At 59.6% G+C, this 23,528-nt stretch carries 27 protein-coding genes; 11 read left to right on the top strand and 16 right to left on the bottom strand.

What is annotated here, in order from left to right:
* Window positions 1-82: 82 nt before the first annotated feature.
* The 6 genes from hemA to JTJ32_RS23655 all read left to right on the top strand — a co-directional run bounded on the left by hemA (window position 83) and on the right by JTJ32_RS23655 (window position 5,482).
* Window positions 83-1,360, top strand: a complete 1,278-nt coding sequence (hemA, locus tag JTJ32_RS23630; RefSeq protein WP_099226966.1) for a glutamyl-tRNA reductase — start codon at window positions 83-85, stop codon at window positions 1,358-1,360.
* The gene (gene prfA, locus JTJ32_RS23635) at window positions 1,357-2,439 is read left to right on the top strand and encodes a peptide chain release factor 1 (protein ID WP_099226965.1); all 1,083 of its coding nucleotides are present in this window, start codon (window positions 1,357-1,359) and stop codon (window positions 2,437-2,439) included. Before hemA ends, prfA begins: the two co-directional genes overlap by 4 nt.
* Entirely contained in the window at window positions 2,440-3,273 is an 834-nt protein-coding gene (gene prmC, locus JTJ32_RS23640) for a peptide chain release factor N(5)-glutamine methyltransferase (RefSeq protein WP_099226964.1), read from the top strand.
* The gene (locus JTJ32_RS23645) at window positions 3,267-4,037 is read left to right on the top strand and encodes a molybdopterin-synthase adenylyltransferase MoeB (RefSeq protein ID WP_210043502.1); all 771 of its coding nucleotides are present in this window, start codon (window positions 3,267-3,269) and stop codon (window positions 4,035-4,037) included. Before prmC ends, JTJ32_RS23645 begins: the two co-directional genes overlap by 7 nt.
* Window positions 4,030-4,845, top strand: a complete 816-nt coding sequence (gene murI / locus JTJ32_RS23650) for a glutamate racemase (protein ID WP_184318464.1) — start codon at window positions 4,030-4,032, stop codon at window positions 4,843-4,845. Before JTJ32_RS23645 ends, murI begins: the two co-directional genes overlap by 8 nt.
* 118 nt (window positions 4,846-4,963) lie before the next feature.
* A complete protein-coding gene (locus JTJ32_RS23655) occupies window positions 4,964-5,482 on the top strand; it encodes an acyloxyacyl hydrolase (RefSeq protein ID WP_004879792.1) in 519 nt (172 codons plus the stop codon).
* A 73-nt stretch (window positions 5,483-5,555) separates the two neighbouring features.
* On the opposite strand, the gene JTJ32_RS23660 is transcribed toward JTJ32_RS23655, so the two are convergent.
* The 12 genes from JTJ32_RS23660 to JTJ32_RS23715 form a co-directional block, all read right to left on the bottom strand.
* On the bottom strand, window positions 5,556-5,870 hold the full coding sequence (locus JTJ32_RS23660; protein WP_032632501.1) for a YkgJ family cysteine cluster protein: 315 nt from the start codon (window positions 5,868-5,870) through the stop codon (window positions 5,556-5,558).
* A complete protein-coding gene (locus JTJ32_RS23665; protein WP_210043503.1) occupies window positions 5,867-6,379 on the bottom strand; it encodes a DUF2878 domain-containing protein in 513 nt (170 codons plus the stop codon). The genes JTJ32_RS23660 and JTJ32_RS23665 overlap by 4 nt, the downstream gene beginning before the upstream one ends.
* On the bottom strand, window positions 6,372-7,640 hold the full coding sequence (locus JTJ32_RS23670; protein WP_099226960.1) for an SAM-dependent methyltransferase: 1,269 nt from the start codon (window positions 7,638-7,640) through the stop codon (window positions 6,372-6,374). The genes JTJ32_RS23665 and JTJ32_RS23670 overlap by 8 nt, the downstream gene beginning before the upstream one ends.
* On the bottom strand, window positions 7,627-8,427 hold the full coding sequence (locus tag JTJ32_RS23675) for a DUF1365 domain-containing protein (RefSeq protein ID WP_210043504.1): 801 nt from the start codon (window positions 8,425-8,427) through the stop codon (window positions 7,627-7,629). The genes JTJ32_RS23670 and JTJ32_RS23675 overlap by 14 nt, the downstream gene beginning before the upstream one ends.
* Complete coding sequence (locus tag JTJ32_RS23680; RefSeq protein WP_210043505.1) at window positions 8,424-9,671, bottom strand: NAD(P)/FAD-dependent oxidoreductase; 1,248 nt, start codon at window positions 9,669-9,671, stop codon at window positions 8,424-8,426. The genes JTJ32_RS23675 and JTJ32_RS23680 overlap by 4 nt, the downstream gene beginning before the upstream one ends.
* On the bottom strand, window positions 9,668-10,468 hold the full coding sequence (locus JTJ32_RS23685) for an SDR family NAD(P)-dependent oxidoreductase (RefSeq protein WP_099226957.1): 801 nt from the start codon (window positions 10,466-10,468) through the stop codon (window positions 9,668-9,670). The genes JTJ32_RS23680 and JTJ32_RS23685 overlap by 4 nt, the downstream gene beginning before the upstream one ends.
* On the bottom strand, window positions 10,465-10,890 hold the full coding sequence (locus tag JTJ32_RS23690) for a nuclear transport factor 2 family protein (RefSeq protein WP_184318472.1): 426 nt from the start codon (window positions 10,888-10,890) through the stop codon (window positions 10,465-10,467). Before JTJ32_RS23690 ends, JTJ32_RS23685 begins: the two co-directional genes overlap by 4 nt.
* Window positions 10,883-12,331, bottom strand: coding sequence for a deoxyribodipyrimidine photo-lyase (phrB, locus tag JTJ32_RS23695; RefSeq protein WP_210043506.1), 1,449 nt, complete (start codon window positions 12,329-12,331; stop codon window positions 10,883-10,885). Before phrB ends, JTJ32_RS23690 begins: the two co-directional genes overlap by 8 nt.
* A gap of 9 nt (window positions 12,332-12,340) precedes the next feature.
* A complete protein-coding gene (locus JTJ32_RS23700; protein ID WP_184318476.1) occupies window positions 12,341-13,243 on the bottom strand; it encodes a MerR family transcriptional regulator in 903 nt (300 codons plus the stop codon).
* A gap of 2 nt (window positions 13,244-13,245) precedes the next feature.
* Entirely contained in the window at window positions 13,246-14,208 is a 963-nt protein-coding gene (locus JTJ32_RS23705; protein WP_099226953.1) for a YbgA family protein, read from the bottom strand.
* Window positions 14,209-14,555: 347 nt separating this feature from the next.
* Window positions 14,556-14,771, bottom strand: coding sequence for a TIGR02450 family Trp-rich protein (locus JTJ32_RS23710; protein ID WP_004879770.1), 216 nt, complete (start codon window positions 14,769-14,771; stop codon window positions 14,556-14,558).
* Complete coding sequence (locus JTJ32_RS23715; protein ID WP_184318480.1) at window positions 14,768-15,754, bottom strand: NAD(P)/FAD-dependent oxidoreductase; 987 nt, start codon at window positions 15,752-15,754, stop codon at window positions 14,768-14,770. Before JTJ32_RS23715 ends, JTJ32_RS23710 begins: the two co-directional genes overlap by 4 nt.
* A 300-nt stretch (window positions 15,755-16,054) precedes the next feature.
* On the opposite strand from JTJ32_RS23715, the gene JTJ32_RS23720 reads away from it, so the two are divergent.
* Window positions 16,055-16,957, top strand: coding sequence for a TIGR01777 family oxidoreductase (locus JTJ32_RS23720; protein ID WP_184318482.1), 903 nt, complete (start codon window positions 16,055-16,057; stop codon window positions 16,955-16,957).
* A gap of 23 nt (window positions 16,958-16,980) precedes the next feature.
* A complete protein-coding gene (gene hemH, locus JTJ32_RS23725) occupies window positions 16,981-18,003 on the top strand; it encodes a ferrochelatase (protein ID WP_210043507.1) in 1,023 nt (340 codons plus the stop codon).
* 119 nt (window positions 18,004-18,122) lie between these two features.
* On the opposite strand, the gene JTJ32_RS23730 is transcribed toward hemH, so the two are convergent.
* Both JTJ32_RS23730 and upp read right to left on the bottom strand, forming a co-directional pair.
* The gene (locus tag JTJ32_RS23730; RefSeq protein ID WP_099226948.1) at window positions 18,123-19,400 is read right to left on the bottom strand and encodes a uracil-xanthine permease family protein; all 1,278 of its coding nucleotides are present in this window, start codon (window positions 19,398-19,400) and stop codon (window positions 18,123-18,125) included.
* A 4-nt stretch (window positions 19,401-19,404) separates the two neighbouring features.
* A complete protein-coding gene (upp, locus tag JTJ32_RS23735) occupies window positions 19,405-20,043 on the bottom strand; it encodes a uracil phosphoribosyltransferase (protein ID WP_004879758.1) in 639 nt (212 codons plus the stop codon).
* A gap of 213 nt (window positions 20,044-20,256) precedes the next feature.
* On the opposite strand from upp, the gene JTJ32_RS23740 reads away from it, so the two are divergent.
* The 3 genes from JTJ32_RS23740 to JTJ32_RS23750 all read left to right on the top strand — a co-directional run bounded on the left by JTJ32_RS23740 (window position 20,257) and on the right by JTJ32_RS23750 (window position 21,733).
* A complete protein-coding gene (locus JTJ32_RS23740) occupies window positions 20,257-20,814 on the top strand; it encodes a hypoxanthine-guanine phosphoribosyltransferase (protein ID WP_002552171.1) in 558 nt (185 codons plus the stop codon).
* A gap of 70 nt (window positions 20,815-20,884) precedes the next feature.
* Window positions 20,885-21,379 (top strand): hypothetical protein, encoded by a 495-nt coding sequence (locus tag JTJ32_RS23745; RefSeq protein ID WP_210043508.1) that lies wholly within the window; start codon window positions 20,885-20,887, stop codon window positions 21,377-21,379.
* A 66-nt stretch (window positions 21,380-21,445) separates the two neighbouring features.
* Window positions 21,446-21,733, top strand: a complete 288-nt coding sequence (locus JTJ32_RS23750; protein WP_210043509.1) for a PA4642 family protein — start codon at window positions 21,446-21,448, stop codon at window positions 21,731-21,733.
* Window positions 21,734-21,864: 131 nt separating this feature from the next.
* Here the strand turns inward: JTJ32_RS23750 and JTJ32_RS23755 are convergent, their stop codons facing one another.
* Together JTJ32_RS23755 and JTJ32_RS23760 are read right to left on the bottom strand one after the other, a co-directional pair.
* Window positions 21,865-22,692, bottom strand: a complete 828-nt coding sequence (locus tag JTJ32_RS23755) for an amino acid ABC transporter permease (protein WP_099226945.1) — start codon at window positions 22,690-22,692, stop codon at window positions 21,865-21,867.
* Complete coding sequence (locus tag JTJ32_RS23760; RefSeq protein ID WP_210043510.1) at window positions 22,689-23,510, bottom strand: ABC transporter substrate-binding protein; 822 nt, start codon at window positions 23,508-23,510, stop codon at window positions 22,689-22,691. The genes JTJ32_RS23755 and JTJ32_RS23760 overlap by 4 nt, the downstream gene beginning before the upstream one ends.
* Between the last annotated feature and the right edge of the window lie 18 nt (window positions 23,511-23,528).

Genomic DNA, 23,528 nt, shown 5'->3' on the forward strand with positions numbered 1-23,528 from the left:
TGGGACAATAATATGCGGTGGTTGTTCTGAGCTTATTGAAGTAGGACAATTGCCGGCTTCATGTCACAACCAGCGACCCTGAATGGCCTTCCTTGCACTTGGCATCAACCATAAGACCGCCTCGGTCGACGTTCGCGAGCGCGTGGCATTTACGCCCGAACAGTTGGTTGAGGCCCTGCAGCAGCTGTGTCGCCTGACGCATAGCCGTGAAGCGGCGATCCTCTCGACCTGTAATCGCAGTGAGCTGTACATCGAACACGATGAGCTTGCGGCCGACCAGATTCTGGCCTGGCTCGCCGATTATCATCATCTGAGCCTGGATGAGCTGCGCGCCAGCGCCTATGTCCACGAGGATGACGACGCTGTGCGGCACATGATGCGGGTCGCGTCGGGTCTGGATTCTCTGGTATTGGGTGAGCCGCAGATTCTCGGCCAGATGAAATCGGCGTACGCTGTCGCCCGCGAGGCAGGTACCGTCGGTCCGTTGCTCGGCCGACTGTTCCAGGCCACGTTCAGTGCTGCCAAACAGGTGCGCACGGACACCGCCATTGGCGAGAACCCGGTATCGGTAGCGTTCGCCGCCGTCAGTCTGGCCAAACAGATTTTCAGCGATCTGCAGCGCAGTCAGGCGTTGCTGATCGGCGCGGGCGAGACCATCACGCTGGTTGCCCGGCATTTGCATGACCTTGGCGTCAAACGCATCGTGGTCGCCAACCGTACGCTGGAGCGCGCGAGTATTCTGGCCGCCGAGTTCGGTGCCCACGCGGTGTTGCTGTCGGATATTCCCGCCGAGCTTGTCAACAGTGACATTGTGATCAGCTCTACGGCCAGCCAGTTGCCGATCCTGGGCAAGGGCGCTGTTGAAAGTGCGCTGAAGCTGCGCAAGCACAAGCCGATCTTCATGGTCGATATTGCCGTACCCCGGGATATCGAACCGGAAGTCGGCGAACTGGATGACGTGTATCTGTACAGCGTCGATGACCTGCATGAAGTCGTCGCCGAGAATCTCAAGAGTCGTCAGGGGGCGGCGCTGGCGGCTGAACAGTTGGTCAGTGCCGGAGCCGAGGACTTCATGTCCCGCCTGCGCGAACTGGCGGCGGTCGATGTGCTGCGCGCCTATCGTCAGCAGAGCGAGCGGCTGCGGGACGAAGAGCTGAGCAAGGCCCAGCGCATGCTCGCCAACGGCAGCAATGCCGAAGAGGTGCTGGTGCAACTGGCGCGCGGTCTGACCAACAAATTGCTGCACGCCCCGAGCGTTCAGCTCAAGAAGCTGTCTGCCGAAGGCCGCGTCGATGCGCTGGCCATGGCTCAGGAACTTTTTGCCCTCGGTGAGGGCTCGACGGATAAAACCCCGCAATGAAAGCTTCACTGCTCAACAAGCTGGATGTGCTCAGCGACCGCTTCGAGGAACTGACTGCGCTGCTGGGCGACGCAGAGGTCATCAGCGATCAGACCAAATTTCGCGCCTATTCTCGTGAATACGCCGAGGTAGAGCCTGTTATTGCGCTTTACAATCAGCGCATCAAGCTGGTGGCCGACCTTGAAGGTGCGCAGGCACTGCTCAAGGACAGTGATCCGGACATGCGTGAAATGGCGGTCGAAGAAGTTCGGGAGACCAAACTGCAGCTTGTCGAGCTGGAGGCTGAGTTGCAGCGCATGCTGCTGCCCAGGGACCCTAACGATGGCCGTAACGTGTTTCTGGAAATACGCGCTGGCACCGGCGGTGACGAGGCGGCGATTTTCTCCGGCGACCTGTTTCGCATGTATTCGCGTTACGCCGAGCGGCGTGGCTGGCGCGTGGAAGTGCTGTCCGAGAACGAAGGCGAGCATGGCGGCTACAAGGAAGTCATTGCCCGCGTCGAAGGCGAGAACGTTTACGGCAAGCTGAAATTCGAGTCCGGGGCGCATCGCGTGCAGCGCGTGCCCGAAACCGAATCCCAGGGCCGCATTCATACGTCTGCCTGCACGGTGGCGGTGTTGCCGGAGCCCGACGAGCAGCAGGCGATCGAGATCAATCCGGCTGACCTGCGTGTCGACACCTACCGTTCTTCCGGTGCCGGTGGTCAGCACGTCAACAAGACCGACTCGGCCATCCGCATCACCCACTTGCCGTCAGGTATCGTTGTGGAGTGCCAGGAAGAGCGTTCGCAGCACAAGAACAGGGCGCGTGCGATGTCCTGGTTATCTGCCAAACTCAATGACCAGCAGACCAGTGCCGCTGCCAATGCGATTGCCAGCGAGCGCAAGCTGCTGGTGGGCTCCGGTGATCGCTCTGAGCGTATTCGCACGTATAATTTTCCTCAGGGGCGAGTAACGGATCACCGCGTGAACCTGACCCTGTATTCGCTGGATGAAGTCATGGCCGGTGGAGTCGATGCAGTGATAGAGCCGCTACTCGCTGAATATCAGGCTGATCAACTTGCGGCACTGGGTGAGTAAATGACCATCATCGCCAGCTTGTTAAGAAGCGCTGAGCTTCCCGATTCCCCAACCGCCCGGCTGGACGCCGAGTTGCTGCTGGCCGCTGCCCTGGGTAAGCCCCGCAGCTTCCTGCACACCTGGCCCGAGCGTATTGTCAGCACCGAAGCGGCGCTGGCGTTCTCGGGGTTCTTGCAGCGTCGCCGTACCGGTGAGCCTGTCGCCTATATTCTGGGTCAGCAAGGCTTCTGGAAGCTCGACCTCGAAGTCGCGCCGCACACCCTGATTCCGCGCCCGGAGACTGAAATGCTGGTCGAGGCCGCGCTGGAACTGGTGCCTGCCTTCGCACCCGCCGAGGTGCTGGACATGGGAACGGGCACCGGAGCCATCGGTCTGGCGTTGGCCAATGATCGTCAGCAATGGAAAATCACCGCCGTTGATCGTGTGCCTGAAGCCGTGGAACTGGCCGAGCGCAATCGCCAGCGCCTGCAACTGGACAATGCCGTGGTCATGAACAGCCACTGGTTCAGTGCGCTGGAAGGTCGGCAGTTCGATCTGATCATCAGCAATCCGCCCTATATCGCCGAAACTGATCCCCATCTTTCGGCCGGTGATGTGCGTTTCGAACCGAGCAGTGCGCTGACCGCAGGTCCCGACGGTCTGGACGATCTGCGCACCATTATCAGCCAGGCACCCGATCACCTGAGTCCGGGCGGCTGGTTGTTGCTGGAACATGGCTATGATCAGGGCTCTGCGGTGCGGGAATTGCTGATCCGTAGTGGCTTCGAGCGTATTCAGACCCGCCGTGATCTGGGTGAGCACGAGCGCATTACCTTCGGATGCATGCCGTGCTGAGTGATCAGGAACTGCTGCGCTACAGCCGCCAGATTCTGCTGCAACACGTCGATATCGAAGGGCAATTGCGTCTCGGCAAAAGCCGTGCGCTGGTGGTCGGGCTTGGCGGGCTGGGTTCGCCGGTTGCGCTTTATCTTGCCGCTGCCGGGGTCGGAGAGCTGCACCTGGCCGACTTCGACACCGTCGACCTGACCAACCTGCAACGTCAGATCATTCATGACACACAGAGCGTCGGCATGGCCAAGGTGGATTCTGCCATCGCCCGTCTGACCGCCATCAACCCGCAAATCAGTCTGGTCGCTCATCGTAAAGCGCTGGACGTTGATTCGTTGAGCGCTGCCGTACAGGCCGTGGATCTGGTCCTCGACTGCTCCGATAATTTTTCCACCCGCGAGGCGGTCAATGCAGCGTGCGTGAAGGCCGGCCGGCCGCTGGTCAGCGGCGCGGCCATTCGGCTCGAAGGACAGTTGTCGGTGTTCGATCCGCGGCGCAGCGAGAGCCCTTGCTACCACTGTCTGTATGGGCATGGCAGCGAGGCCGAACTGACCTGCAGTGAGGCCGGTGTCATCGGCCCGCTGGTCGGACTGGTGGGCAGTCTGCAGGCGCTTGAAGCCTTGAAGTTGCTTGCAGGTTTTGGCGAGCCGATGGTGGGGCGTCTGTTGCTGATTGATGCCTTGACCACTCGTTTTCGAGAGCTGAAGGTCAAGCGTGACCCCGGTTGCAGCGTATGCGGTGCGGCGAACGGGCAGGGCGAGCATGTCTGACGTTCACATGAGCTATGGCTGCGACGCTCCGGTCGGGGTGTTCGATTCCGGCGTCGGCGGTCTGTCGGTGCTGGGCGAGATTCGTCAGAGGCTGCCCCACGAATCGCTGATGTACCTGGCCGATTGCGGCCACATTCCATATGGCGAAAAAAGCTCCGAGTACATCATCGAGCGCTGCCTGACCATTGCCGGCTTCTTTCGCGAGCAGGGTGCCAAGGCGCTGGTCGTTGCATGCAACACCGCCACGGCAGCAGGCGTTGCCCACATCCGTCAGGTATATCCGGACTGGCCCATCGTGGGCATGGAGCCTGCGGTCAAACCAGCGGCCGAGGCGACCCGCAGCGGCGTCGTGGGTGTTCTGGCAACGACCGGAACATTGCAGAGCGCCCGCTTCGCGGCCTTGCTCGACAGGTTTGCCAGTGATGTTCGTGTGGTGACCCAGCCGTGCCCGGGGCTGGTCGAACTGATTGAAACCGGTGATCTGCACAGCCCGCAGATTCGCCAGTTGCTCGGTCGCTACGTGGAACCGTTGTTGGCCGAGCGTTGCGACACGGTCATTCTGGGCTGCACGCATTACCCCTTCCTCAAACCGCTGTTGCAGCAAATGCTTCCCGAGTCGGTCGCCCTGATCGATACCGGTGCTGCGGTGGCGCGTCAGCTTGAGCGTCTTCTGGCCGCCAATGCGCTGCTCGCCCATGGAACTGCGCGCGAGACGTTGTACTGGTCCAGTGACGATCCTGAAAAATTCAGAAAAGTCCTACGCAGCCTATGGAAAACGCCCAGTAATGTGAGAAGCTTCCATTTGTAAAAAAAACGTGAAAAAAAATTGTTCCGGGGCTGAACTAACGCCTCGTCTGCGATTTCTATAAACGCGACTGATCACAATTTCATACTGATAGCACTTCATACAATTTAGGGCGTTTCTCATGAAGAGATTCTTTTGCATGGCTGTTTTTTCAGCCATCCTGGCGGGGCAAGTTTCAATGGCGCAGGCTGATGGCGTCGAGTTTTCGGTCGGTCAGACCGGCGAATCGACCATGACCTATCGTCTGGGCGTTCAATTTGATTGGGACAAGAGCTGGCTGCAAAGCGACGTGGGTCGTCTGACCGGTTACTGGGATGGTGCCTACACCTACTGGGACGGCAAGGATTACAAAGACAACCACAGTCTGTCGTTCTCTCCGGTTCTGGTCTATGAGTTCGCAGGCGGCAGCGTGAAGCCTTACATCGAGGCTGGTATCGGCGTTTCCGTGTTCTCGAACACTCAGGTTGAAGATCGCAAGTTCGGCTCTGCTTTCAACTTCGAAGACCGTGTCGGTTTCGGTCTGCGTTTCGCGGGCGGTCATGAGGTCGGCATCCGTGCCACTCACTACTCCAACGCCGGCATCAAACAGCCAAACGATGGTATCGAGAGCTACGCATTGCACTACAAAATGCCGTTCTGATTTCAAGCCTGATCGTGCCAATGTGCCGCATTGGCGCGCGTCCGGCAAGCTGCAGGTCTCACCTGCAGCGCCATCAAAGATAAGCCGTCGCAATCCCCTTGCGTTCGTTCAGACAATCCTCCGCACCCGCCTCGAATTCCCGACAGATCAACGGTCGTTTCTCATAGATCGTGCACATCATCGTGTTGCGATCCAGCGCCGCGCACCAGCCGTCGTCCAGGCGCAGCATGACCTCGCCACCCCAGTCATCGGTATCGATATAGCGCTCGGGCACGCCTGTGTCGGTGATGAGCATCACCTCCAGTTGGCAGCAACAAGCCGCGCAGGTGGAGCATGTCACGGGTTCCTCGTCGATGACAGGTACGAGCGGGATGAGAGTGTCGTTCAGAGGGAAGCTCCTGAGTGTCTGGCGCGCACGCTTGCTGCCAGCCACTGAAGCAGGGGGAACACAGCTGCCCAGATCAAGGCAAGCAGCGCCATGCTGGGCCAGAACCCGAGCGGAAGATGAACCTGCGCCAGTTGTGAGCCGGCATAGTAAGACATCGGGCCGCCAATAGCCCCCAGAACCGCCGCCCGCCAGATGGGCAGTGCTGTCCAGGCAAGGCAATGGTTGAGCGTGGTGCCCAGAACGGCCCACAACACAATCAGCCACAGCGGAATCAGATAACCGCCGGTTCCGAAATCGAAGACCCCAAGCGTCATCAGCACACTGTCCAACACCATGCCCGCCAGCGTCACCAGCAATACCAGTCGCCCTTCGGCCGCCCATGAGCTGATCCACAGAAAATGAATCAGCAGTGCGCCGACGGCAATCAGCAGCCAGTAACTGTTGCTGCCCAGCACGCACGCGAACCAGCCCGCCTGGAACAGCAGCGCGTTGGCGACTGACTTAAGCATTGAAACGCCCTAATAGCGGTTCGCGCAGGGCTTCGGGTTTGGCCAGCAACAGTTGAGCGGTGCCGATAGTGCGCTCCAGGAAGCCGCCTTCGCAGTAGCACAGGTAGAACTCCCACAACCGCAGGAAATACTCGTCATAGCCCAGTTCGGTCAGCCTGACGTGGGCGTGCCTGAAATTGTCGTACCACATGCGCAGCGTGCGCGCGTAATGCAGGCCGAAGTCTTCCATGTGCAGCAGATTCATGTCGGTGTCGGAGCCGACAATGTCGAGCATCTTCGCCACCGATGGCAGGGCACCGCCGGGAAAGATGTAACGCTGGATGAAGTCCACATTGCGCCTGGCCTGTGCGTAACGCTGTTCGCGAATGGTGATGGCCTGCAACAGCATCAGCCCGTCGCTCTTGAGCAGGTTGGCGCACTGCTTGAAGTAGGTGGGCAGAAACCGGTGGCCCACCGCTTCGATCATTTCGATGGACACCAGCTTGTCGTATTCGCCAGTCAGGTCGCGATAGTCGGTCAGCAGAAGCGTGACGCGATCTGTCAGGCCAAGCTCGTTCAGGCGTCGTTCGGTGTAGGCGAACTGCTCGGCCGACAGCGTCGTGGTGGTAACCCGGCATCCATATTGCTGCGCCGCATAGATGGCCATGCTGCCCCAGCCCGTACCGATTTCCAGCAGGTGATCGGTCGATTTGAGCGCCAGCTTCTGGCAGATACGTTCCAGCTTGTTCAACTGGGCCTGTTCCAGAGTGTCGTCCGGGTTCAGGAACTGGGCGGCGGAATACATCATCGTCGGGTCGAGGAATTGCTCGAACAGCGTGTTACCCAGGTCGTAATGGGCTGCGATATTTTTCTGCGAGCCTTTGCGCGTGTTGCGGTTCAGCCAGTGCAGGCCATGAATCACCGGGCGCGTCAGGCGGGCGAAACCGCCTTCCATGGCATCCAGCACATCCAGGTTGCTGACGAAGATTCTGACCACGGCGGTCAGGTCCGGCGTGGTCCAGTAACCGTGGATGAACGCCTCGGCCGCACCGATCGAGCCGGTGCTGGCAATCATGCCCCAGGCAGCGGAATCCAGAACGTGCACCTCACCTTGAATCAGGGCGCCAGCCTTGCCGAATGTGAGGCGTTCGCCACCTTCGATAACGACCAGTTGACCATTGCGCAGGCCTGCCAGTTGTCGAAGCACACCTCGACGCAGGATGCTGGCGGTCAGGCTGTTGGTACCCAGATTGGCAGAAAAACTACTGCTACTGCTTTTCATGGCGTGAATCCTTGGGTTGCGCGGCGGCAGCACGGTACTCGCCGTCGGCGGCCTGATGGGAAAAGATCGGTATGCGTTTGGCGAACAGGCGGATGGCCTGCCAATAAATCGCCAGACAGGTTTTTGCGGTCATCCAGGGAAACGTGATCAGGTAGCGGTGCAGCGTTCGACGGCTCAGGCTCTGGCGCGTCAGGTTGAGCGTGGCGTCGAACATTTTCAGCTCGCCCTGCCAGTCGGCCATGTGCACGCCGATCCGTTCGGCGGGCTGGCTGAAGCTCATGCGGTATTCGAGGTCGCGAGGCAAAAACGGTGAAACATGAAAGGCCTTGGCCACGGCAAAATGTTGATGCCCTTCGCCATCGGCGGGCAATACATAGCTGTAACGTTCGCCCCACGGGGTGTTGGTGACTTCACACAAGATGGCGGCCAGCGTGCCGTCCGCTTCATGGCAATAGAAGAAGCTCACCGGATTGAACGACAGGCCCCAACTGCGCGCCTGGGTCAGCAGGCAGACGGAACCGGTTGGCGTGCGGCCCAGCGCAGCACTGACCCGCTCGCGCACGGCCTCGATCAGCGACAGACCTCGGCCTGTCAGTTCCGGCAGATAATCGCGTTCACGGAACGAAAACGGCGCAAAGCGTTTGCTCCCTGCCAGCGGCGATAGCCCGAGCACGCTGGCCTGTTCATCCAGATCCAGGTACAGCAGACCGATGCGATAGGTAAACGCATGCGATCGGGGAGCAAATCGCCGATGCGAGATCCAGCCGCTGTAAAGCGCGCTGTTCACAGGGCTTCCCCGAAGGCTTTGGCTACGCGCAATCCGCTGACCACGCCGTCTTCGTGAAAACCATTGGCCCAATACGCGCCACAGTACCAGGTGTGATCGAGGCCGTTGATTTCTTCCCAGCGGGCCTGGGCTGCAACGGCCTGCAGGCTGTATTGCGGATGAGCGTAGTGGTAGCGGCCGATGACTTTTTCAGGGTCGATGGCAGCGCTCTGATTCAGGCTTACGCAGAAGGTGGTGTCGCCTTCGATGCCCTGCAGGATGTTCATGTCATAAGTGACGGCAGCCAGTTGCTGCTCTGCGCCGCCCAGCCGGTAATTCCAGCTTGCCCAGGCTAGACGACGGTCAGGCAGCAGGCGGGTGTCGGTGTGCAGTACCACATCGTTCTCGGCATAGCGCAACGCGCCCAGAACGCTCTGCTCGGCACTGGAGGGCTCGGCCAGCATGGCGAGTGCCTGGTCGCTGTGACAGGCGAAGATCACCTGGTCGAAGCGCTCGGTGCCCATCGCGCTGTGCAGTGTGACGCCGTCCTGATCGCGCTCGACGCGGGTGACCGGGCAGGACAGATGAATCTTCTCCCGGAACGATGCCGTCAACGGCTCGATATAGCCTCTGGAGCCGCCTTCGATCACGCACCACTGCGGACGATTGGTGACTGACAGCAGGCCGTGGTTCTTGAAAAAGCGCACGAAAAACTGCAGCGGAAACCCCAGCATGTCCGCCAGTGACATCGACCAGATCGCCGCACCCATCGGCACGATGTAGTGGTCGATGAAGCGTTGACCGTAGCCACCGTTCTTCAAGTACTCGCCCAGCGTGGTGTCAGCGGCGATACGCTGGTTTTCCAGGTCTTCTATGGCCAGGCGATTGAAGCGCAGGATGTCGCGCAGCATGCCCCAGAATTTCGGTGACAGCAGGTTGCTGCGCTGGGCGAACAGGCTGTTCAGGTTATTGCCGTTGTACTCCACCCCGGTATGCGGATCGTGTACCGAAAAACTCATTTCAGTGGGTTTGAACGCCACACCCAACTGGCCGAGCAACTTGATGAAGTTCGGGTACGTCCAGTCGTTGAATACAATGAATCCCGTATCGATAGCGTGATGACGCCCATCGACCTGCACATCGACCGTATGCGTGTGCCCGCCGATCCAGTCGGACGACTCGAACACCGTCACGTCGTGCGAACGATTGAGCAGATAGGCACTGGTCAGTCCGGCAATACCGCTGCCGACTACGGCGATTTTCATTGAATGTCCTTATTCGATGTGGCGCCGGATTCCGAAGAGCGTGCCATGCGCCTGCCGATGGCGAGTCTTGCGCGGGCCGGCAGCATTGCCAGCAGTCGCATGCTGAAAATGAAGGCGGCAGGGAAGGCGATCTCCAGCGGACGTTTCTCGCGTGCCAGATGCTGTGCGATGTGTCTCGCTGCCTTGCCGACCGGCCAGCGCATGGGCATCGGGAAATCGTTTTTTTCAGTCAGGGGCGTGTCAACGAAACCCGGGCTGACGATGGTCACGTCGATGTTCTCGCTGGCCAGATCCAGCCGCAGCGCTTCGAACAGGTAGCGCAGGCCGGCTTTGGAGGCACCGTAGGCTTCGGCGCGTGGCAGGGCCAGGAAGGTCACGGCACTGGCCACGCCAACCAGGTGCGGGCGACGCCCTTTGCGCAGCAGCGGCAGGGCTTCCTGTATGCAGAGGCTGCTGGCCAGCAGGTTGGTGCGCACCACGCGCTCGACCATTGCCGCTTCGAATTGCCTGACATCAATATACTCGCAGGTGCCCGCGTTGAGGATCGCCGTGTCCAGTGCACCCCATTCCTGAGCGATCAGGTCCGCAATGGCAGTGACTTGCATGCCATCGGTGATATCACCGGTCGCCAGCAGCACTTGAGTCGGGTATTGAGCCGCCAGGTTCTGCAACGGCTCCAGCGTGCGAGCAGTCAGCGCGACACGATGGCCTGCCTTGAGCAGTTCGATGGCAAGCGCGAGGCCGATGCCGCTGCTTGCGCCAGTCAGCCATATACGTCGAGCAACAGGTGTGTTCATGCCAACCTCTTCTTGAGCCAATTGATCACCCGACCCATGACGGGCAAATGCTCATAGAGCAGTGCGCCAGCGTCGAAGTAGTCCTGGTGCCGATAAACCTTGTCGTCGCGCCACTTCAGATGCGAGCAGCCCTGGACATGGATGGTGCACCCATTGGCCAGACGCGGATGTGAGTAATGCATGGTCCAGAGCAGATAGCCTTCACCGGGCCTGACTTCGTCGAACGCGTGGAAGTCGAAACGCAGGTCGCTGACGTTGGCATACAACCCGGCGAAATAGCGCCGCATGGCTGTCAGGCCATGGATGTCGTGCATCGGGTCGCTGAAGGAGACGTCGTCGCTGTACAGCTCGCCGACCCGATCAAGGTTGTCCTTGTTCAGCGCAGCAAAGCCTTCAGCGAACCGATGCAGGAAATCAGTCATCCGCTTTCTCCGTCGCCGACTGGCGACCGGGCAGGGCCTTGAAGGCCGCCAGCGCACGGGCGCGGCTTTTGCTCAGGTCCACGATGGGGGCCGGATAGTCCGCGACGCCGAACAGGCCACCGGCAGAGGCCGGGTTGTGGACCTGCTTCTTGTTCAGATCAGCCAGTTCCGGCAGCCAGCGTTTGAGGAATATGCCTTCAGGGTCGAATCGCTCGGACTGTGACAGCGGGTTGAAAATGCGGAAGTAGGGCACCGAATCCGTCCCGGTAGACGAACTCCATTGCCAGCCGCCATTGTTGGCGGCGAGGTCGCCGTCGATCAGGTGACGCATGAAAAAGCGCTCGCCTTCCCGCCAGTCGATCAGCAGATTCTTGGTGAGGAACATCGCGACGACCATCCGTAGTCGGTTATGCATCCAGCCGGTCTCCAGCAACTGACGCATGGCCGCATCGATGATCGGCAGACCGGTTCGCGCCTCTTGCCAGGCCAGCAGTTCTTCAGGTGCATTGCGCCATTTCAAGGCTTCGGTTTCCGGACGGAAAGCGCGATGCCTTGAAACACGTGGATAGCCGACCAGCGTGTGTTTATAGAACTCCCTCCACAGCAGTTCATTGATCCAGGTCACGCTTCCTTCACTGCCGGTCTCGAATTCACCATGATTGCTGGTCAGCGCTGCGTGCAGGCATTGACGCGGCGATACCACACCCGCTGCAAGGTAAGCCGACAACTGGCTGGTGCCAGGTCTGGCCGGGAGGTCGCGTTCAGTCTTGTAATAGTGGATCTGATCGTCAGTGAACTCGGACAGACGCCGATGGGCCTCGTCTTCACCCGCAGGCCACAGATCGCGCAGTGCCTTGGACGGCGCAGAAAAACCGTTGACGGCGTCCGGAATCGTGTCACTTTTGATCGAAAGCGGCTCCTGTGGCGCGGGCGTGCGCACAGTACGCGGCATCGCTTCGTGCAGTCGCGAGTAGCAGACTTTCTTGAACTGGCTGAAGACCTGAAAATAATTGCCGGTCTTGGTCAGAACACTGCCGGGCTTGAACAGCAGTTGGTCCAGATGGCTGTGGAAATGAATGCCAGCGTCTTCCAGCGTTTTTTGCACCGCCTCGTCGCGGCGGGTTTCGTTGATGCCGTATTCCTCGTTGGCGTGGACCGCTTCAATCTTGAACTGTCTGCACAGGTTCGACAGAACCTCGGGCGCCTTGTCCCAGGTGTCAGCTTCGCGGATCAACAGCGGCACATTGAGCTTGCCGAGCGCCTTTTCCAGCTCGACCAGATTACGCAGCCAGAAATCGACCTTGCAGTCTGCGTCGTCATGGCTTTGCCACTGGGCCGGACTGATCAGATAGACCGCCAGTGTCGGTCCCCGCTCCATGGCGGTGCTCAAGGCAGTATTGTCATGAACGCGCAGGTCGGTGCGCAGCCAAAGCAGTTGCATGTTGAGTCCTTAGATAATGCCGAGCCTGTTGAGCTCGATCTGAGCACTGAGCGGGTCGTCGACGAGGGTCAGACCTGCAACCTCGTTTGCACTTACGAGCAACTCGGCGTTATGGATCTTCACCGTTGGTCCACCCAGCACCACCGGGCAGGCAATATTGGCCAGCAAGCGTGGAAGATGGGTGACGTTCAAGGCCTTGCTCGAATACAGCACGATGCCGCGCGGCTGCAGGTATTCGGCCGCCAGCGCCAGCTCACCGGGGGGCAGGGGCCAGTCGAAGACTTCGACCGGGCAGTCGGCGCTGCTGACCAGCCAGGCGGTGAGCCACAGGTGTGGTTCGAGCGGAAGGTCGGACTGGTTGACCAGCAGCACGGGCTTGCCGCTGAGCTGGCGATTGTTGTGGTAGATGCGTGCGCCGAACTTGCTGCGCAGCCAGGAGTAGAAAAACGTGCGCTCCAGTTGAGCGCCGAACTTGCCTTGCCAGCGCTGTTCCAGTTCCGCCAGCAGCGGCATCAGCAATTGCTCACACAGCGTGCGTGGCGGGTACAGCGACATGGCCTGGTTGAACACATCATCGACCCGACGCTCGGCCAGTTCGCCGATTGCGACCAGTAACGTCTGGCGCAGCGCATCCCAGTCGCTCGAAGGCGGTGTGGCGTCCTGTCGGTCGTCGTCGAGCAAGGCCTTGACCTGGCTGACCGATACGCCACGGTTCAGCCAGGTGAGAATCATCATCACGCGCTGAACGTGCTCCTGTGAATACAGGCGATGACCCTTCTCGGTACGGTGCGGAACGATCAGGCCATAACGCCGTTCCCACGCGCGCAGAGTGACGGCATTGACGCCGGTCTGGCGTGCAACCTCGCGGATCGGCAGCCAGTCGTCCGGCGCGTCCTTATCCAGCTCATTCATAGTCAAATCGCATTTCGCAGACTGAGGTTTTCAGGATGGGGCTGCATGTATACCTGCAGCGCCACATACGGATCCGGGTGTTGGCGGAAATGATGCTTTAGCAGGGTCAGCGGCACGATCAAGGGCACGATCCCCTGATGGTACTGGCCGATCAACTGCTGAATTTCCTGTTTGTCCTCGGCACCTATGGTCTGCTTGAGGTAGCCAGCCAGGTGCTGAAGTACATTGGTGTGGGTGCGACGTGTTGCGCATTTCTTGAGCGCGGTCATCAGGTCGCTGAAATACTGCGGGGCGATGTCTTTCGGATCGCTGCGGCCCATGCTGCCGAGCATCTTGCCCAGCGCCTTGTATTGCACAGGATCGTTGGCCATCAGTTGATATTTGTAGCGCGAGTGGAATTCGGTCAGGGCGCGTCGCGTGACGCCTTCGCGCAACAACTGTTGCCATGCCGAATAAGCGAACACACGTGTCACGAAGTTTTCCCGCAGCACGGCGTCGTTGAGACGTCCGTCTTCCTCGACCGGCAGATTGGGATGGCGCTCGCAGAAAGCCTTGGCATAGATGCCAGTGCCTCCTCCATCGACCGGCGCGCCGTTCTCGCGGTAGACCTTGACTCGCTCAAGGCCGCAGGACGGAGACTTCTGCATGAAGATGTAGCCGCAGATGTCGCCCAGTTCGTCGGCCATCTGCGTGCCGTAATCAGCCAGCGCCTCGGTGACGTCAAGTTCGCGATTGACCGTGCCCAGCGCCCGTGGATTTTCCGCATCGCCGACCAGCCGGATAGGCTCGCGCGGGATGCCCATACCGATCGCGACTTCAGGGCAGGCCTGGACGAAATCAAAGTATTGGCTCAGTGCGCGTGTGCATAGATGCGATTCCTTGTGGCCGCCATTGAAGCGAACCTCGGCGCCCATCAGGCAGGCACTGATACCGAGTTTGGGCTTTTCGATTACGGGCGTTGACATCACCAACCTCTACAGAAGACTTGTACAGACAAAATGCTCTGTACAACTTGCACTCATCATAGGTGCATAGCTGTACAAGTCAAATTGTTTGTAGAGGGTTTGAAAGGGGCGTTTGAGACGGTGATGGCTGGATGCCAGGATGCGCCTTAATCTCTTCGATGCAGTGCCGTCGCTCGGCAAACACAGGAATGTGGGAGACCGCTACGCGGTGTGTGAGAAATTCGCGTCATCGTTCATCGTCGGCAAGCCGCCTCCCCGCAGAACACAGCGCTTCTTCAATGGGGTATGTGTTGTTGGACAAGCGGCAGCCGTGCTTCAGGAGGGTGTGTGCCGAGTGAAAGGCCGCCTTACTTCCAGCCCATCCGCCACACGTCCGCTGCCTGCAGCACCTGCCAAGGCAGGCGCTCGCTACGCTGGGTCAGCACCGCCTGCAGTTCGATTTCCAGGACCGTGCCTTCTTCGTCCTTGAACAGTTCGGTCACCATAAAATGCTTCTCACGATTGACCGGGGTGGCTGCTGTCCATTTCGACAGCAGCAGTTTGCGTGGATTGATCTGGTTCATTGCGCGTGTTCCAGCAGTCGGCGTGCGGCTTCCTGACCACTGAGCCATGCGCCTTCGACCCGGCCCGACAGGCACCAGTCGCCGCACACATAAATGCCCAGGTCGGCATCGGAAAGTGCGCCCCATTCGTGAGAACCTGCAGGCCGCGCGTACAGCCAGCGATGGGCAAGAGTGAAGACCGGTTCAGGCATCGTGCAGTCGATCATTTCTGCAAATGCGCCCTGCAGATGCTCGATGACCTCTTCCTTGGGCATGTCCAGATGCTGCCGGCTCCAGTTGCTGGTGGCATGCAGAATCCAGGTGTCCAGCGTGTCGTCACGCTCGGGCTTGCTACGATTGCGCGCCAGCCAGTCGACCGGGCTGTCCTGTACGAAGCAGCCTTGCATGGGCGTTTGCAGCGGCGTGCTGAATGCCAGCGCGATGGCCCAGGTCGGGTCCATCTTGACCCCGGCCACGACACTGGCCAGTTTGGGGGCCGCTGCCAGCAACGGCGTGGCCTGAGGGGCTGGCGTGGCAATGATGACGTGGCTGAACGGGCCATGGCTCTCGCCTTCCGCGTCCAGCAGGTTCCAGTGCTGTTCACCGCGAAACACCTCGGTGATGCGGCACGAGAACGAGACGGGCAGATCACCCCGCATGGCGCGGGTGATGGCGCTCATGCCGGGCTTGCCGACCCAGCGAACCTGTTCGTCGGGCGACGGGCTGAGCCTGCCGTTCTGAAAGTTGTAGAGCGAAGGGGTCCACTCGGCCACATGGCCCTGGGCCTGCCACTGTTTGACGGCCGTCGCAAAGCGCCGGTCGCGAGCGGTGAAATACTGCGCACCCATGTCCAGCGAGCCTGCGTCGCTGCGTTTGCTGGACATCCGACCGCCGCTGCCGCGGCTTTTGTCGAACAGGTGTACTTCATGCCCGGCCGCAGTGAGCGCCTGGGCAGCTGAAAGTCCGGCGATACCGGTACCGATGATTGCGATAGGGACAGTCATAGGGGCCTCGTTACCTTGTCTGTACAGACTACGCCGTAGTTAAAACCTGTACAATCTTCTTGTCTGGTATAACTTGCAGTGGTTCTCGATTCTGTTGTGAGTCACTCTGCAACCTTGAAGGTCGAAGACGTTCAGTCTGCTGCCAATCGACAATGGGCCAACCACCCGAGCGGGGCAGTAAAGCGCCAGTCCGTTCAGGTGTGGCCTAAGGTTCAGTCAATGGTCTGGTTGTCTGAATAAGCGTCACCCGTAAAAAATAGACTACTCAATTGCCACGAACGCCACGCGAGGTTACCTGCCATGCACATATTGCTGACCGGCGGTACTGGTTTGATAGGACGAGCGCTCTGCCGACACTGGACTGCTCAAGGTCATCAGTTGACCGTCTGGAGCCGACGGCCTGCTGACGTTCCCAAGCTCTGCGGATCTTCGGTGAAGGGGATTGCCCGTCTCGATGAACTGGGCGATCAGCCCGTCGATGCTGTCGTCAATCTGGCAGGCGCCCCGATTGCCGATCGGCCCTGGACCCGCAAGCGTCGATTGATGCTGTGGGACAGCCGCATCGGCCTGACCGAGCAGTTGCTGGCGTGGATGGGCAAGGCGACACAAAAGCCCGCGTTGATGATTTCCGGGTCTGCGGTGGGCTGGTATGGCGACAGTGGCGAGCGTGAGCTGGACGAAACCTCTCATCCCGCCAAGGAAGACTTTGCCAGCCAGTTGTGTGGGGCATGGGAAGAGACCGCGCTGCGTGGTGAAGCCTTGGGCGTACGTGTGGTGTTGATACGCACCGGTCTGGTGTTGTCCGACCGTGGCGGCTTTCTGCAGAAACTGTTGCCACCGTTCAAGTTCGGCATGGGTGGCCCGATTGGCAACGGCCGGCAATGGATGCCCTGGATTCACGTCCAGGACCAAATTGCGGCGATTGATTTTCTGTTGAATCTCGACGATGCCCGTGGCCCTTATAATCTTTGTGCGCCTGCGGCTGTGCGTAACCGTGACTTTGCCAAGACCCTTGCCGGCATCCTGCATCGGCCGGCCTTCATGCCCATGCCGTCGCTGGCGCTCAAAGTGCTGCTGGGCGAGTTGTCGGTGCTGTTGCTGGGCGGGCAACGGGCGCGACCTGATCGCTTGCAGCAAGCCGGTTTCACGTTTCGTTTCACCGATCTGAAAACCGCCCTGCAGGATCTGCTGGGTCGACACTGAAAGCCATTGAATTAGGAAGTTGCATGACCGATCACGCGTTGTTGCTGGTCAACCTGGGTTCGCCTGCGTCTACCCAGGTGGCAGATGTGCGTAGCTACCTCAATCAGTTCCTCATGGACCCTTACGTCATCGACCTGCCGTGGCCGGTGCGCAGGCTGCTGGTGTCGCTGATCCTGATCAAGCGCCCGGAACAGTCTGCTCACGCCTACGCGTCGATCTGGTGGGATGAGGGGTCGCCGCTGGTGGTGCTGAGCAAGCGTCTGCAGCAGGCCATGAAGAAGGAATGGGATCACGGGCCGGTGGAACTGGCGATGCGCTATGGAGAGCCGTCCATCGAAACCGTGCTGACGCGCCTGGCAGAGCAGGGCATCAAGAACGTTACCCTCGCGCCCCTGTATCCACAGTTTGCCGACAGCACCGTTACCACGGTCATCGAAGAAGCCAAGCGCGTTGTGCGGGCCAAATCGCTGAAGATGCAGTTCTCATTGTTGCAGCCGTTCTTTGATCAGCCTGAATACCTCAATGCCTTGGTCGAAAACGTGCGCCCACATCTGGAGCAGCCGCACGACCACTTGCTGCTGAGCTTTCACGGCCTGCCAGAGCGTCACTTGCACAAGCTTGACCCGACCGGGAAACATTGCTTCAAGGAAGACTGCTGCATGACCGCTCCCGCAGAAGTGCTCGCCACCTGCTACCGCGCGCAATGCCTGCAATCGGCTGCGGCGTTTGCCAAGCGCATGGGTATTCCTGATGGCAAATGGTCGGTATCGTTCCAGTCGCGTCTGGGCCGCGCCAAATGGATCGAACCCTATACCGAAGCGCGCCTTGACGAGCTGGCGGCGCAGGGCGTGAAGAAGCTGCTGGTCATGTGCCCGGCATTTGTCGCCGACTGCATCGAGACACTGGAAGAGATTGGCGACCGGGGGGCCGAGCAGTTCAAGGAGGCGGGCGGGGAGGAGCTGGTACTGATACCTTGCCTGAACGATGATCCGAACTGGGCGAAGGAGCTGAACAGGCTTTGCGAACGTGCACCGTTGATGTTGTAAGGCGCTGATTCACATGGGACGCAGAGCGTCCCGGACTGCAGGCTCACACGGAGCGTGATCACGATCAGTTTGTATCTGATCGTGACCACGTCCGCATGACAACGCCTTTCAGGGCGTTACTAAGGCAACTGATCATCCAGTTGCTTGTTCTTCCAGCTGTCATTACCCGGCAGGATCAGGTTCAGCACGATGGCGGTCACGGCGCACAGGGCGATGCCTTTCATGCCGAAATCATCCGGGCCAGTGCCTGTACCGATCAGCACGCCCCCGATACCAAACACCAGCGTCACCGATACGATTACCAGATTGCGCGCTTCCGACAGGTCGATCTTGTGACGAATCAGGGTATTCATACCCACCGCCGCAATGGAGCCGAACAACAGGCACAGAATCCCGCCCATTACCGGCACCGGGATGCTTTGCAGCAACGCACCGAACTTGCCAATAAACGCCAGGGTGATCGCGAATATCGACGCCCAGGTCATGATTTTCGGGTTGTAGTTCTTGGTCAGCATCACCGCTCCCGTCACCTCAGCGTAGGTGGTGTTGGGCGGACCGCCGAACAGGCCGGCTGCGGTAGTGGCGATACCGTCACCGAACAGCGTGCGATGCAGACCTGGCTTTTTCAGGTAATCGCGACCGGTCACACTGCCTACCGCGATCACGCCACCGATGTGTTCAATGGCCGGAGCCAGCGCCACCGGCACGATGAACAGGATCGCCTGCCAGTTGAATTCCGGCGCAGTGAAATGCGGGATCGCCAGCCAGGGCGCCTCGGCAATCTTTACTGTGTCGACCACGCCGAAGTAGAACGACAGCGCAAAACCCACAAGAACGCCCGAAATGATCGGAACCAGCCTGAAGATGCCTTTACCGAACACCGCCACGATCAGCGTGGTCAGCAGGGCAGGCATCGAAATCAGCATCGCCGTCTGGTAATGAATCAGCTCGGCGCCATCTCCGGATTTGCCCATCGCCATGTTGGCGGCAATCGGCGCCATGGCCAGGCCAATGGAAATGATCACCGGACCAATTACGACCGGCGGCAACAAGCGGTCAATGAAACCGGTGCCTTTGATCTTCACGGCCAGGCCGAGGAAGGTGTAGACAAAACCCGCCGCCATCACGCCGCCCATGGTCGCGGCGAGGCCGAACTGACCCTTGGCGAGAATGATCGGGGTGATGAAGGCAAAGCTCGATGCCAGAAAGACGGGCACCTGGCGGCCGGTCACGATCTGGAACAACAGCGTGCCCAGGCCTGCGGTGAACAATGCGACGTTGGGATCGAGTCCGGTGATCAGCGGCATCAAGACCAGCGCGCCAAAAGCCACGAACAGCATTTGCGCACCGGAAAGAACCGTACGCCACAGTGGATCGTTGAACTCGTGCTGCGTCATCGGGTTATGCGTCCTTCTGTTTGGTGCCGAAAATCTTGTCACCGGCATCGCCCAGGCCCGGAATGATGTAGCCGTGCTCGTTGAGGCGCTCATCGATGGATGCGGTGTAGATCATCACGTCGGGGTGCGCAGCTTCCACAGCGGCAATGCCTTCAGGCGCGGCAACCAGCACCATGGCGCGGATCTCCTTGCAGCCAGCTTTTTTGAGCAGGTCGATGGTGGCAACCATTGAACTGCCGGTGGCCAGCATCGGGTCAATGATCATCGCCAGACGCTCGTCGATTTCCGGGACCAGCTTTTCCAGATAGGTGTGGGCCTGCAGCGTTTCTTCATTGCGGGCCACGCCCACGGCGCTGACCTTGGCGCCCGGAATCAGGCTGAGCACGCCGTCGAGCATGCCGATACCGGCGCGCAGAATCGGCACGACAGTGATTTTCTTGCCGGCGATCTTCTCGACCGACACCGTTCCGGCCCAGCCCTGGATGTCATAGTTTTCCAGCGTCAGGTCGGCAGTGGCTTCATAAGTAAGCAGAGCACCCACTTCCTGAGCCAGCTCACGGAAATTCTTGGTGCTGATGTCTGCGCGGCGCATCAGGCCGAGCTTGTGGCGGATCAGCGGATGACGGATCTCACGAATGGGCATAAGGAAAGGCTCCAGCGGGGGGCAAAAAAACGGCCTAGATTAATCTATTCAGCAGACACTGTCTTACGATGTGTGCAGTATTGTTCTTTGCCTTGGACGTTCGCAGCTTTTAGAAGACACTCACAACGCTAGTCCAGAATCGCTTGCTCTGAGTCGAATGGATGCGTACCTTTGCCCGCTTTTCTTACACTGCCCCCACCTGGAGAGCGCTTCATGTCTGCTGATCTCGAGCATATCCGTCAAATCATGCGCGAGGCTGACTGCCTGTACACAGAAGCCGAAGTCGATGCTGCCATCGCTCGTGTCGGCGCGCAGATCAATGCCGAACTGGCTGAACGCAACCCGGTTGTGTTTTGCGTGATGAACGGCGGCCTGATCTTTTCGGGCAAGCTGTTGACCCATCTCAACTTCCCGCTGGAAGCGTCCTATCTGCACGCGACACGCTATCGCAACGAAACCACCGGCGGCGACCTGTTCTGGAAAGCCAAGCCGGAAGTCTCGTTCATCGACCGCGACGTGCTGATCATCGACGACATCCTTGATGAAGGCCACACGCTGGGCGCGATCATCGACTTCTGCAAACACGCCGGAGCCCGTGCGGTTCATACTGCCGTGCTGATCGACAAGGACCATGACCGCAAGGCGCGGCCGGACCTTAAAGCCGATTACGTCGGCCTGCCGTGCATCGACCGTTACATCTTCGGCTTTGGCATGGACTACAAAGGCTACTGGCGCAACGCGGCCGGTATCTACGCCGTCAAAGGCATGTAACGATGGCTGATCGCTGCTCTGGCGAACGTCCGGGGCAGCGTCTATCCGCACCTCTCAGGGACCACTCTGCATGAAGCCACTGATTCCGGGCGCCTTTGCGCTGGCGCTGTTGTCGGGTCTGACCGTCGCGGTACCGGTGTCAGCCAGCCCCATGCATGAGCAATACCTGCCACCCGATGAGTCGAGCCTGCGTGCCGGTGAGCCCGAACAGCAGCAATTGATGCGGGTCACCGAGTACACCATCGTCGCCGGGAATCAGAGAACCTCGAGCCAGCAGCCCATTCCGGTCACCTCATCCCTGCTGTTGCGCCTCAAGGGCAAGTCCTTGAACAAGGGCGCCTCCATCTCACAGGTGCTGGTGCACTTTGATGCGGGCGACAGCAAAAGTCTGAAGAAGCCCGCTTACGATGAGCCTTCGCGCACGTTGACGCTTTACTACCCGCTGGCCCAATACCGGGTGCTGGTGGACCTGTTGCGCAACGAAAAGGTGTATTGCCAGTTTCTCAGCTACGCCAACGGCCATATCTGGGCCGACCTGCACACCACGCCTGCACGCGCGCGTTGAGCCGCACGCTCACGCGGGGGTAAACTGCCCGCCCGTAAAAGTGTCTGCGACCAGGTGGAGCCCGCAATGCGTAAAGACAAGAAACAGTTGATTGGCGATGAGATCGGTGACGAGCAGATCAAACTGTTCCTGAATTTCGAACCCTACGACGCCACCTCGCCTTCGCTGCACAAACTGATCAAGGCCTATCGAGGTCTGCGGATCAACGATTTCGAGCGCTTTCTGGTCTTTTTCAAGGAAGCCGGTCATGACTTCGACGGCAAGGATGAGCAGGGCAACGACTTCATCGCCCTGATCAAGTACCAGCGTAACGCCGATGAATACATCGAACTGATTGAACAGGCGCGTGGCTGAGGGCGGTTCAGGTCAGTGCTCGTGCCCATCGCTCTGCGTGGGCATGCACTGTGACGCTCTGCATCACATCCGACGCGCAGCGTCCTGAGCGGCGTACGCGGAGCCCGGGAGCGATCTAAAGCGACTCCGAGTTACTTCCGGGCCTTGTAAGCCTTGCCGTAGTGCCGTTCCAGTCTGGATTGTAACAACTCCAGCCCGATCGACATGATCCAGTACAGCACCGCAGCGGTGGTCAGCATCTCGATGTAACGATAGCTGGAGCGGCCATAGGATTGCGCCAGAAACATCACTTCCCAGACGCCCATCACTGAAATCAGTGACGAGTCCTTGAGCATCGAGATGAACTGGTTGGTCGTTGGCGGGATGATGGTGCGCATGGCCTGGGGCAGGGTGACGCGCCAGAATATCTGGGTGGGGCGCAGCCCCAGCGCCAGTGCCGCTTCGCTTTGTCCGGCGGCAACACCGATGATGCCTGCGCGAAAGATCTCGCTCAGGTAGGCCCCGTAGTTCAGCGACAGGGCGATCACGCCCGCCATGATCGCACCCGGCACAATACCCACCTGTGGCAAGCCCAGGTAGATAAGCAGGATCTGGATCAGCAGCGGTGTGCCACGAAAGAACGACGCGTAGAAGCTGGCGATGCCGAACGCCACAGCGCTGCTGGACAAGCGTGCCAGCGCAGTGACGAAGCCGAGCACCACCGACACGATGATCGAGCACACAGACACGAACAGTGTCAGCGCTGCGCCTTGCAGAAAACCGTTGGGCGCCAGGTGCAGGCCGATCAGATTGGGCAGCTTGTCGAGAATGATCGACAGCTTCAGGTCGAAACTCAGGAAGAAGCCCGCAAACAGCATGAACATGACCAGCCAGGTCAGGTACAGCCGCGTGCGGAAACCGAAGATGCGCTTGAGCAGGCCTTGATCAGCCTGCTCGGGTGGGCGTGGGAAGGAAGTCATTTACTGATATCGGCGCCGATCCACTTCTGCGACAGCTTGCTCAGGGTGCCGTCCTTTTTCAGCTCGGCGAACACTTCACGCACCTTGGCGTCCCACTCGGGATCGTTCTTCTCGATGGCGACGAAGTTGGGTTCTTCATACAGCGACTCGCCGGCCAGCTTGAAGCGCTTGTCCTGATCCAGTCGCGGTTTGGCGGTCACCAGATTGGTCAGCACGGCGTCCAGGCGAACACCTGCGCCCAGGCCCAGATCCTGGAATGCAACATTGTCGTTGTCGTACGGCGCGATCTGCACGTTCTCGAACGGGTATTGCAGCGGCTTGTCTTCCGCTCCTTCGATCACCAGGTTTTTGTTCAGGTAACTTTCATAACTGGACGCGCTGGTCAGACCGACCTTTTTGTCGCTCAGGTCCTTGGCCGAATGAATGCGGTCATCCTTGGCATTGACCACGATCACGGCAGGTGATGCGTAGTACTCGACCGGGAAGTTGAACACTTCAGTACGGGCCTTGCTCGGGGTCATCGAGCAGACGCAGATGTCATAACGACCGCTCCAGCGACCGGCAGCGATCACGTCCCAGGAGGGTGTTTCCAGGCGCAACTTGACGCCCAGCTTCTGCGCCACAGCCTTGGCAACGTCGACGTCAAAGCCGTCCAGCTCGTTCTTGTCATTCAGAAAAGAGAAGGGTGGGTAACTTTCCATGAGGACGTTGACCAGCTCTTTGTTCTTCTGCACGCGGTCCAGTGTGGCGCCGGCCAGGGCTTGAGTGGAGGCGGCCAGAGTAACCAGGCCAATGCCCAGCAAAGCGCTAAGTTTCACAGATGTCCCCTGAGAAAA

The organism is Pseudomonas alliivorans (assembly GCF_017826695.1).
GTDB classification, from domain to species: Bacteria; Pseudomonadota; Gammaproteobacteria; order Pseudomonadales; family Pseudomonadaceae; genus Aquipseudomonas; species Aquipseudomonas alliivorans.

Excerpts from the sequence above, each read along its gene's own strand:
- hemA (WP_099226966.1), top strand. The coding sequence starts at position 83 with ATGGCCTTCCTTGCACTTGGCATCAACCATAAGACCGCCTCGGTCGAC.
- prfA (WP_099226965.1), top strand. The coding sequence starts at position 1,357 with ATGAAAGCTTCACTGCTCAACAAGCTGGATGTGCTCAGCGACCGCTTC.
- prmC (WP_099226964.1), top strand. The coding sequence starts at position 2,440 with ATGACCATCATCGCCAGCTTGTTAAGAAGCGCTGAGCTTCCCGATTCC.
- murI (WP_184318464.1), top strand. The coding sequence starts at position 4,030 with ATGTCTGACGTTCACATGAGCTATGGCTGCGACGCTCCGGTCGGGGTG.
- JTJ32_RS23655 (WP_004879792.1), top strand. The coding sequence starts at position 4,964 with ATGAAGAGATTCTTTTGCATGGCTGTTTTTTCAGCCATCCTGGCGGGG.
- JTJ32_RS23665 (WP_210043503.1), bottom strand. The coding sequence starts at position 6,379 with ATGCTTAAGTCAGTCGCCAACGCGCTGCTGTTCCAGGCGGGCTGGTTC.
- JTJ32_RS23670 (WP_099226960.1), bottom strand. The coding sequence starts at position 7,640 with ATGAAAAGCAGTAGCAGTAGTTTTTCTGCCAATCTGGGTACCAACAGC.
- JTJ32_RS23680 (WP_210043505.1), bottom strand. The coding sequence starts at position 9,671 with ATGAAAATCGCCGTAGTCGGCAGCGGTATTGCCGGACTGACCAGTGCC.
- JTJ32_RS23685 (WP_099226957.1), bottom strand. The coding sequence starts at position 10,468 with ATGAACACACCTGTTGCTCGACGTATATGGCTGACTGGCGCAAGCAGC.
- JTJ32_RS23690 (WP_184318472.1), bottom strand. The coding sequence starts at position 10,890 with ATGACTGATTTCCTGCATCGGTTCGCTGAAGGCTTTGCTGCGCTGAAC.
- phrB (WP_210043506.1), bottom strand. The coding sequence starts at position 12,331 with ATGCAACTGCTTTGGCTGCGCACCGACCTGCGCGTTCATGACAATACT.
- JTJ32_RS23700 (WP_184318476.1), bottom strand. The coding sequence starts at position 13,243 with ATGAATGAGCTGGATAAGGACGCGCCGGACGACTGGCTGCCGATCCGC.
- JTJ32_RS23705 (WP_099226953.1), bottom strand. The coding sequence starts at position 14,208 with ATGTCAACGCCCGTAATCGAAAAGCCCAAACTCGGTATCAGTGCCTGC.
- JTJ32_RS23710 (WP_004879770.1), bottom strand. The coding sequence starts at position 14,771 with ATGAACCAGATCAATCCACGCAAACTGCTGCTGTCGAAATGGACAGCA.
- JTJ32_RS23715 (WP_184318480.1), bottom strand. The coding sequence starts at position 15,754 with ATGACTGTCCCTATCGCAATCATCGGTACCGGTATCGCCGGACTTTCA.
- JTJ32_RS23720 (WP_184318482.1), top strand. The coding sequence starts at position 16,055 with ATGCACATATTGCTGACCGGCGGTACTGGTTTGATAGGACGAGCGCTC.
- hemH (WP_210043507.1), top strand. The coding sequence starts at position 16,981 with ATGACCGATCACGCGTTGTTGCTGGTCAACCTGGGTTCGCCTGCGTCT.
- JTJ32_RS23730 (WP_099226948.1), bottom strand. The coding sequence starts at position 19,400 with ATGACGCAGCACGAGTTCAACGATCCACTGTGGCGTACGGTTCTTTCC.
- upp (WP_004879758.1), bottom strand. The coding sequence starts at position 20,043 with ATGCCCATTCGTGAGATCCGTCATCCGCTGATCCGCCACAAGCTCGGC.
- JTJ32_RS23740 (WP_002552171.1), top strand. The coding sequence starts at position 20,257 with ATGTCTGCTGATCTCGAGCATATCCGTCAAATCATGCGCGAGGCTGAC.
- JTJ32_RS23745 (WP_210043508.1), top strand. The coding sequence starts at position 20,885 with ATGAAGCCACTGATTCCGGGCGCCTTTGCGCTGGCGCTGTTGTCGGGT.
- JTJ32_RS23750 (WP_210043509.1), top strand. The coding sequence starts at position 21,446 with ATGCGTAAAGACAAGAAACAGTTGATTGGCGATGAGATCGGTGACGAG.
- JTJ32_RS23755 (WP_099226945.1), bottom strand. The coding sequence starts at position 22,692 with ATGACTTCCTTCCCACGCCCACCCGAGCAGGCTGATCAAGGCCTGCTC.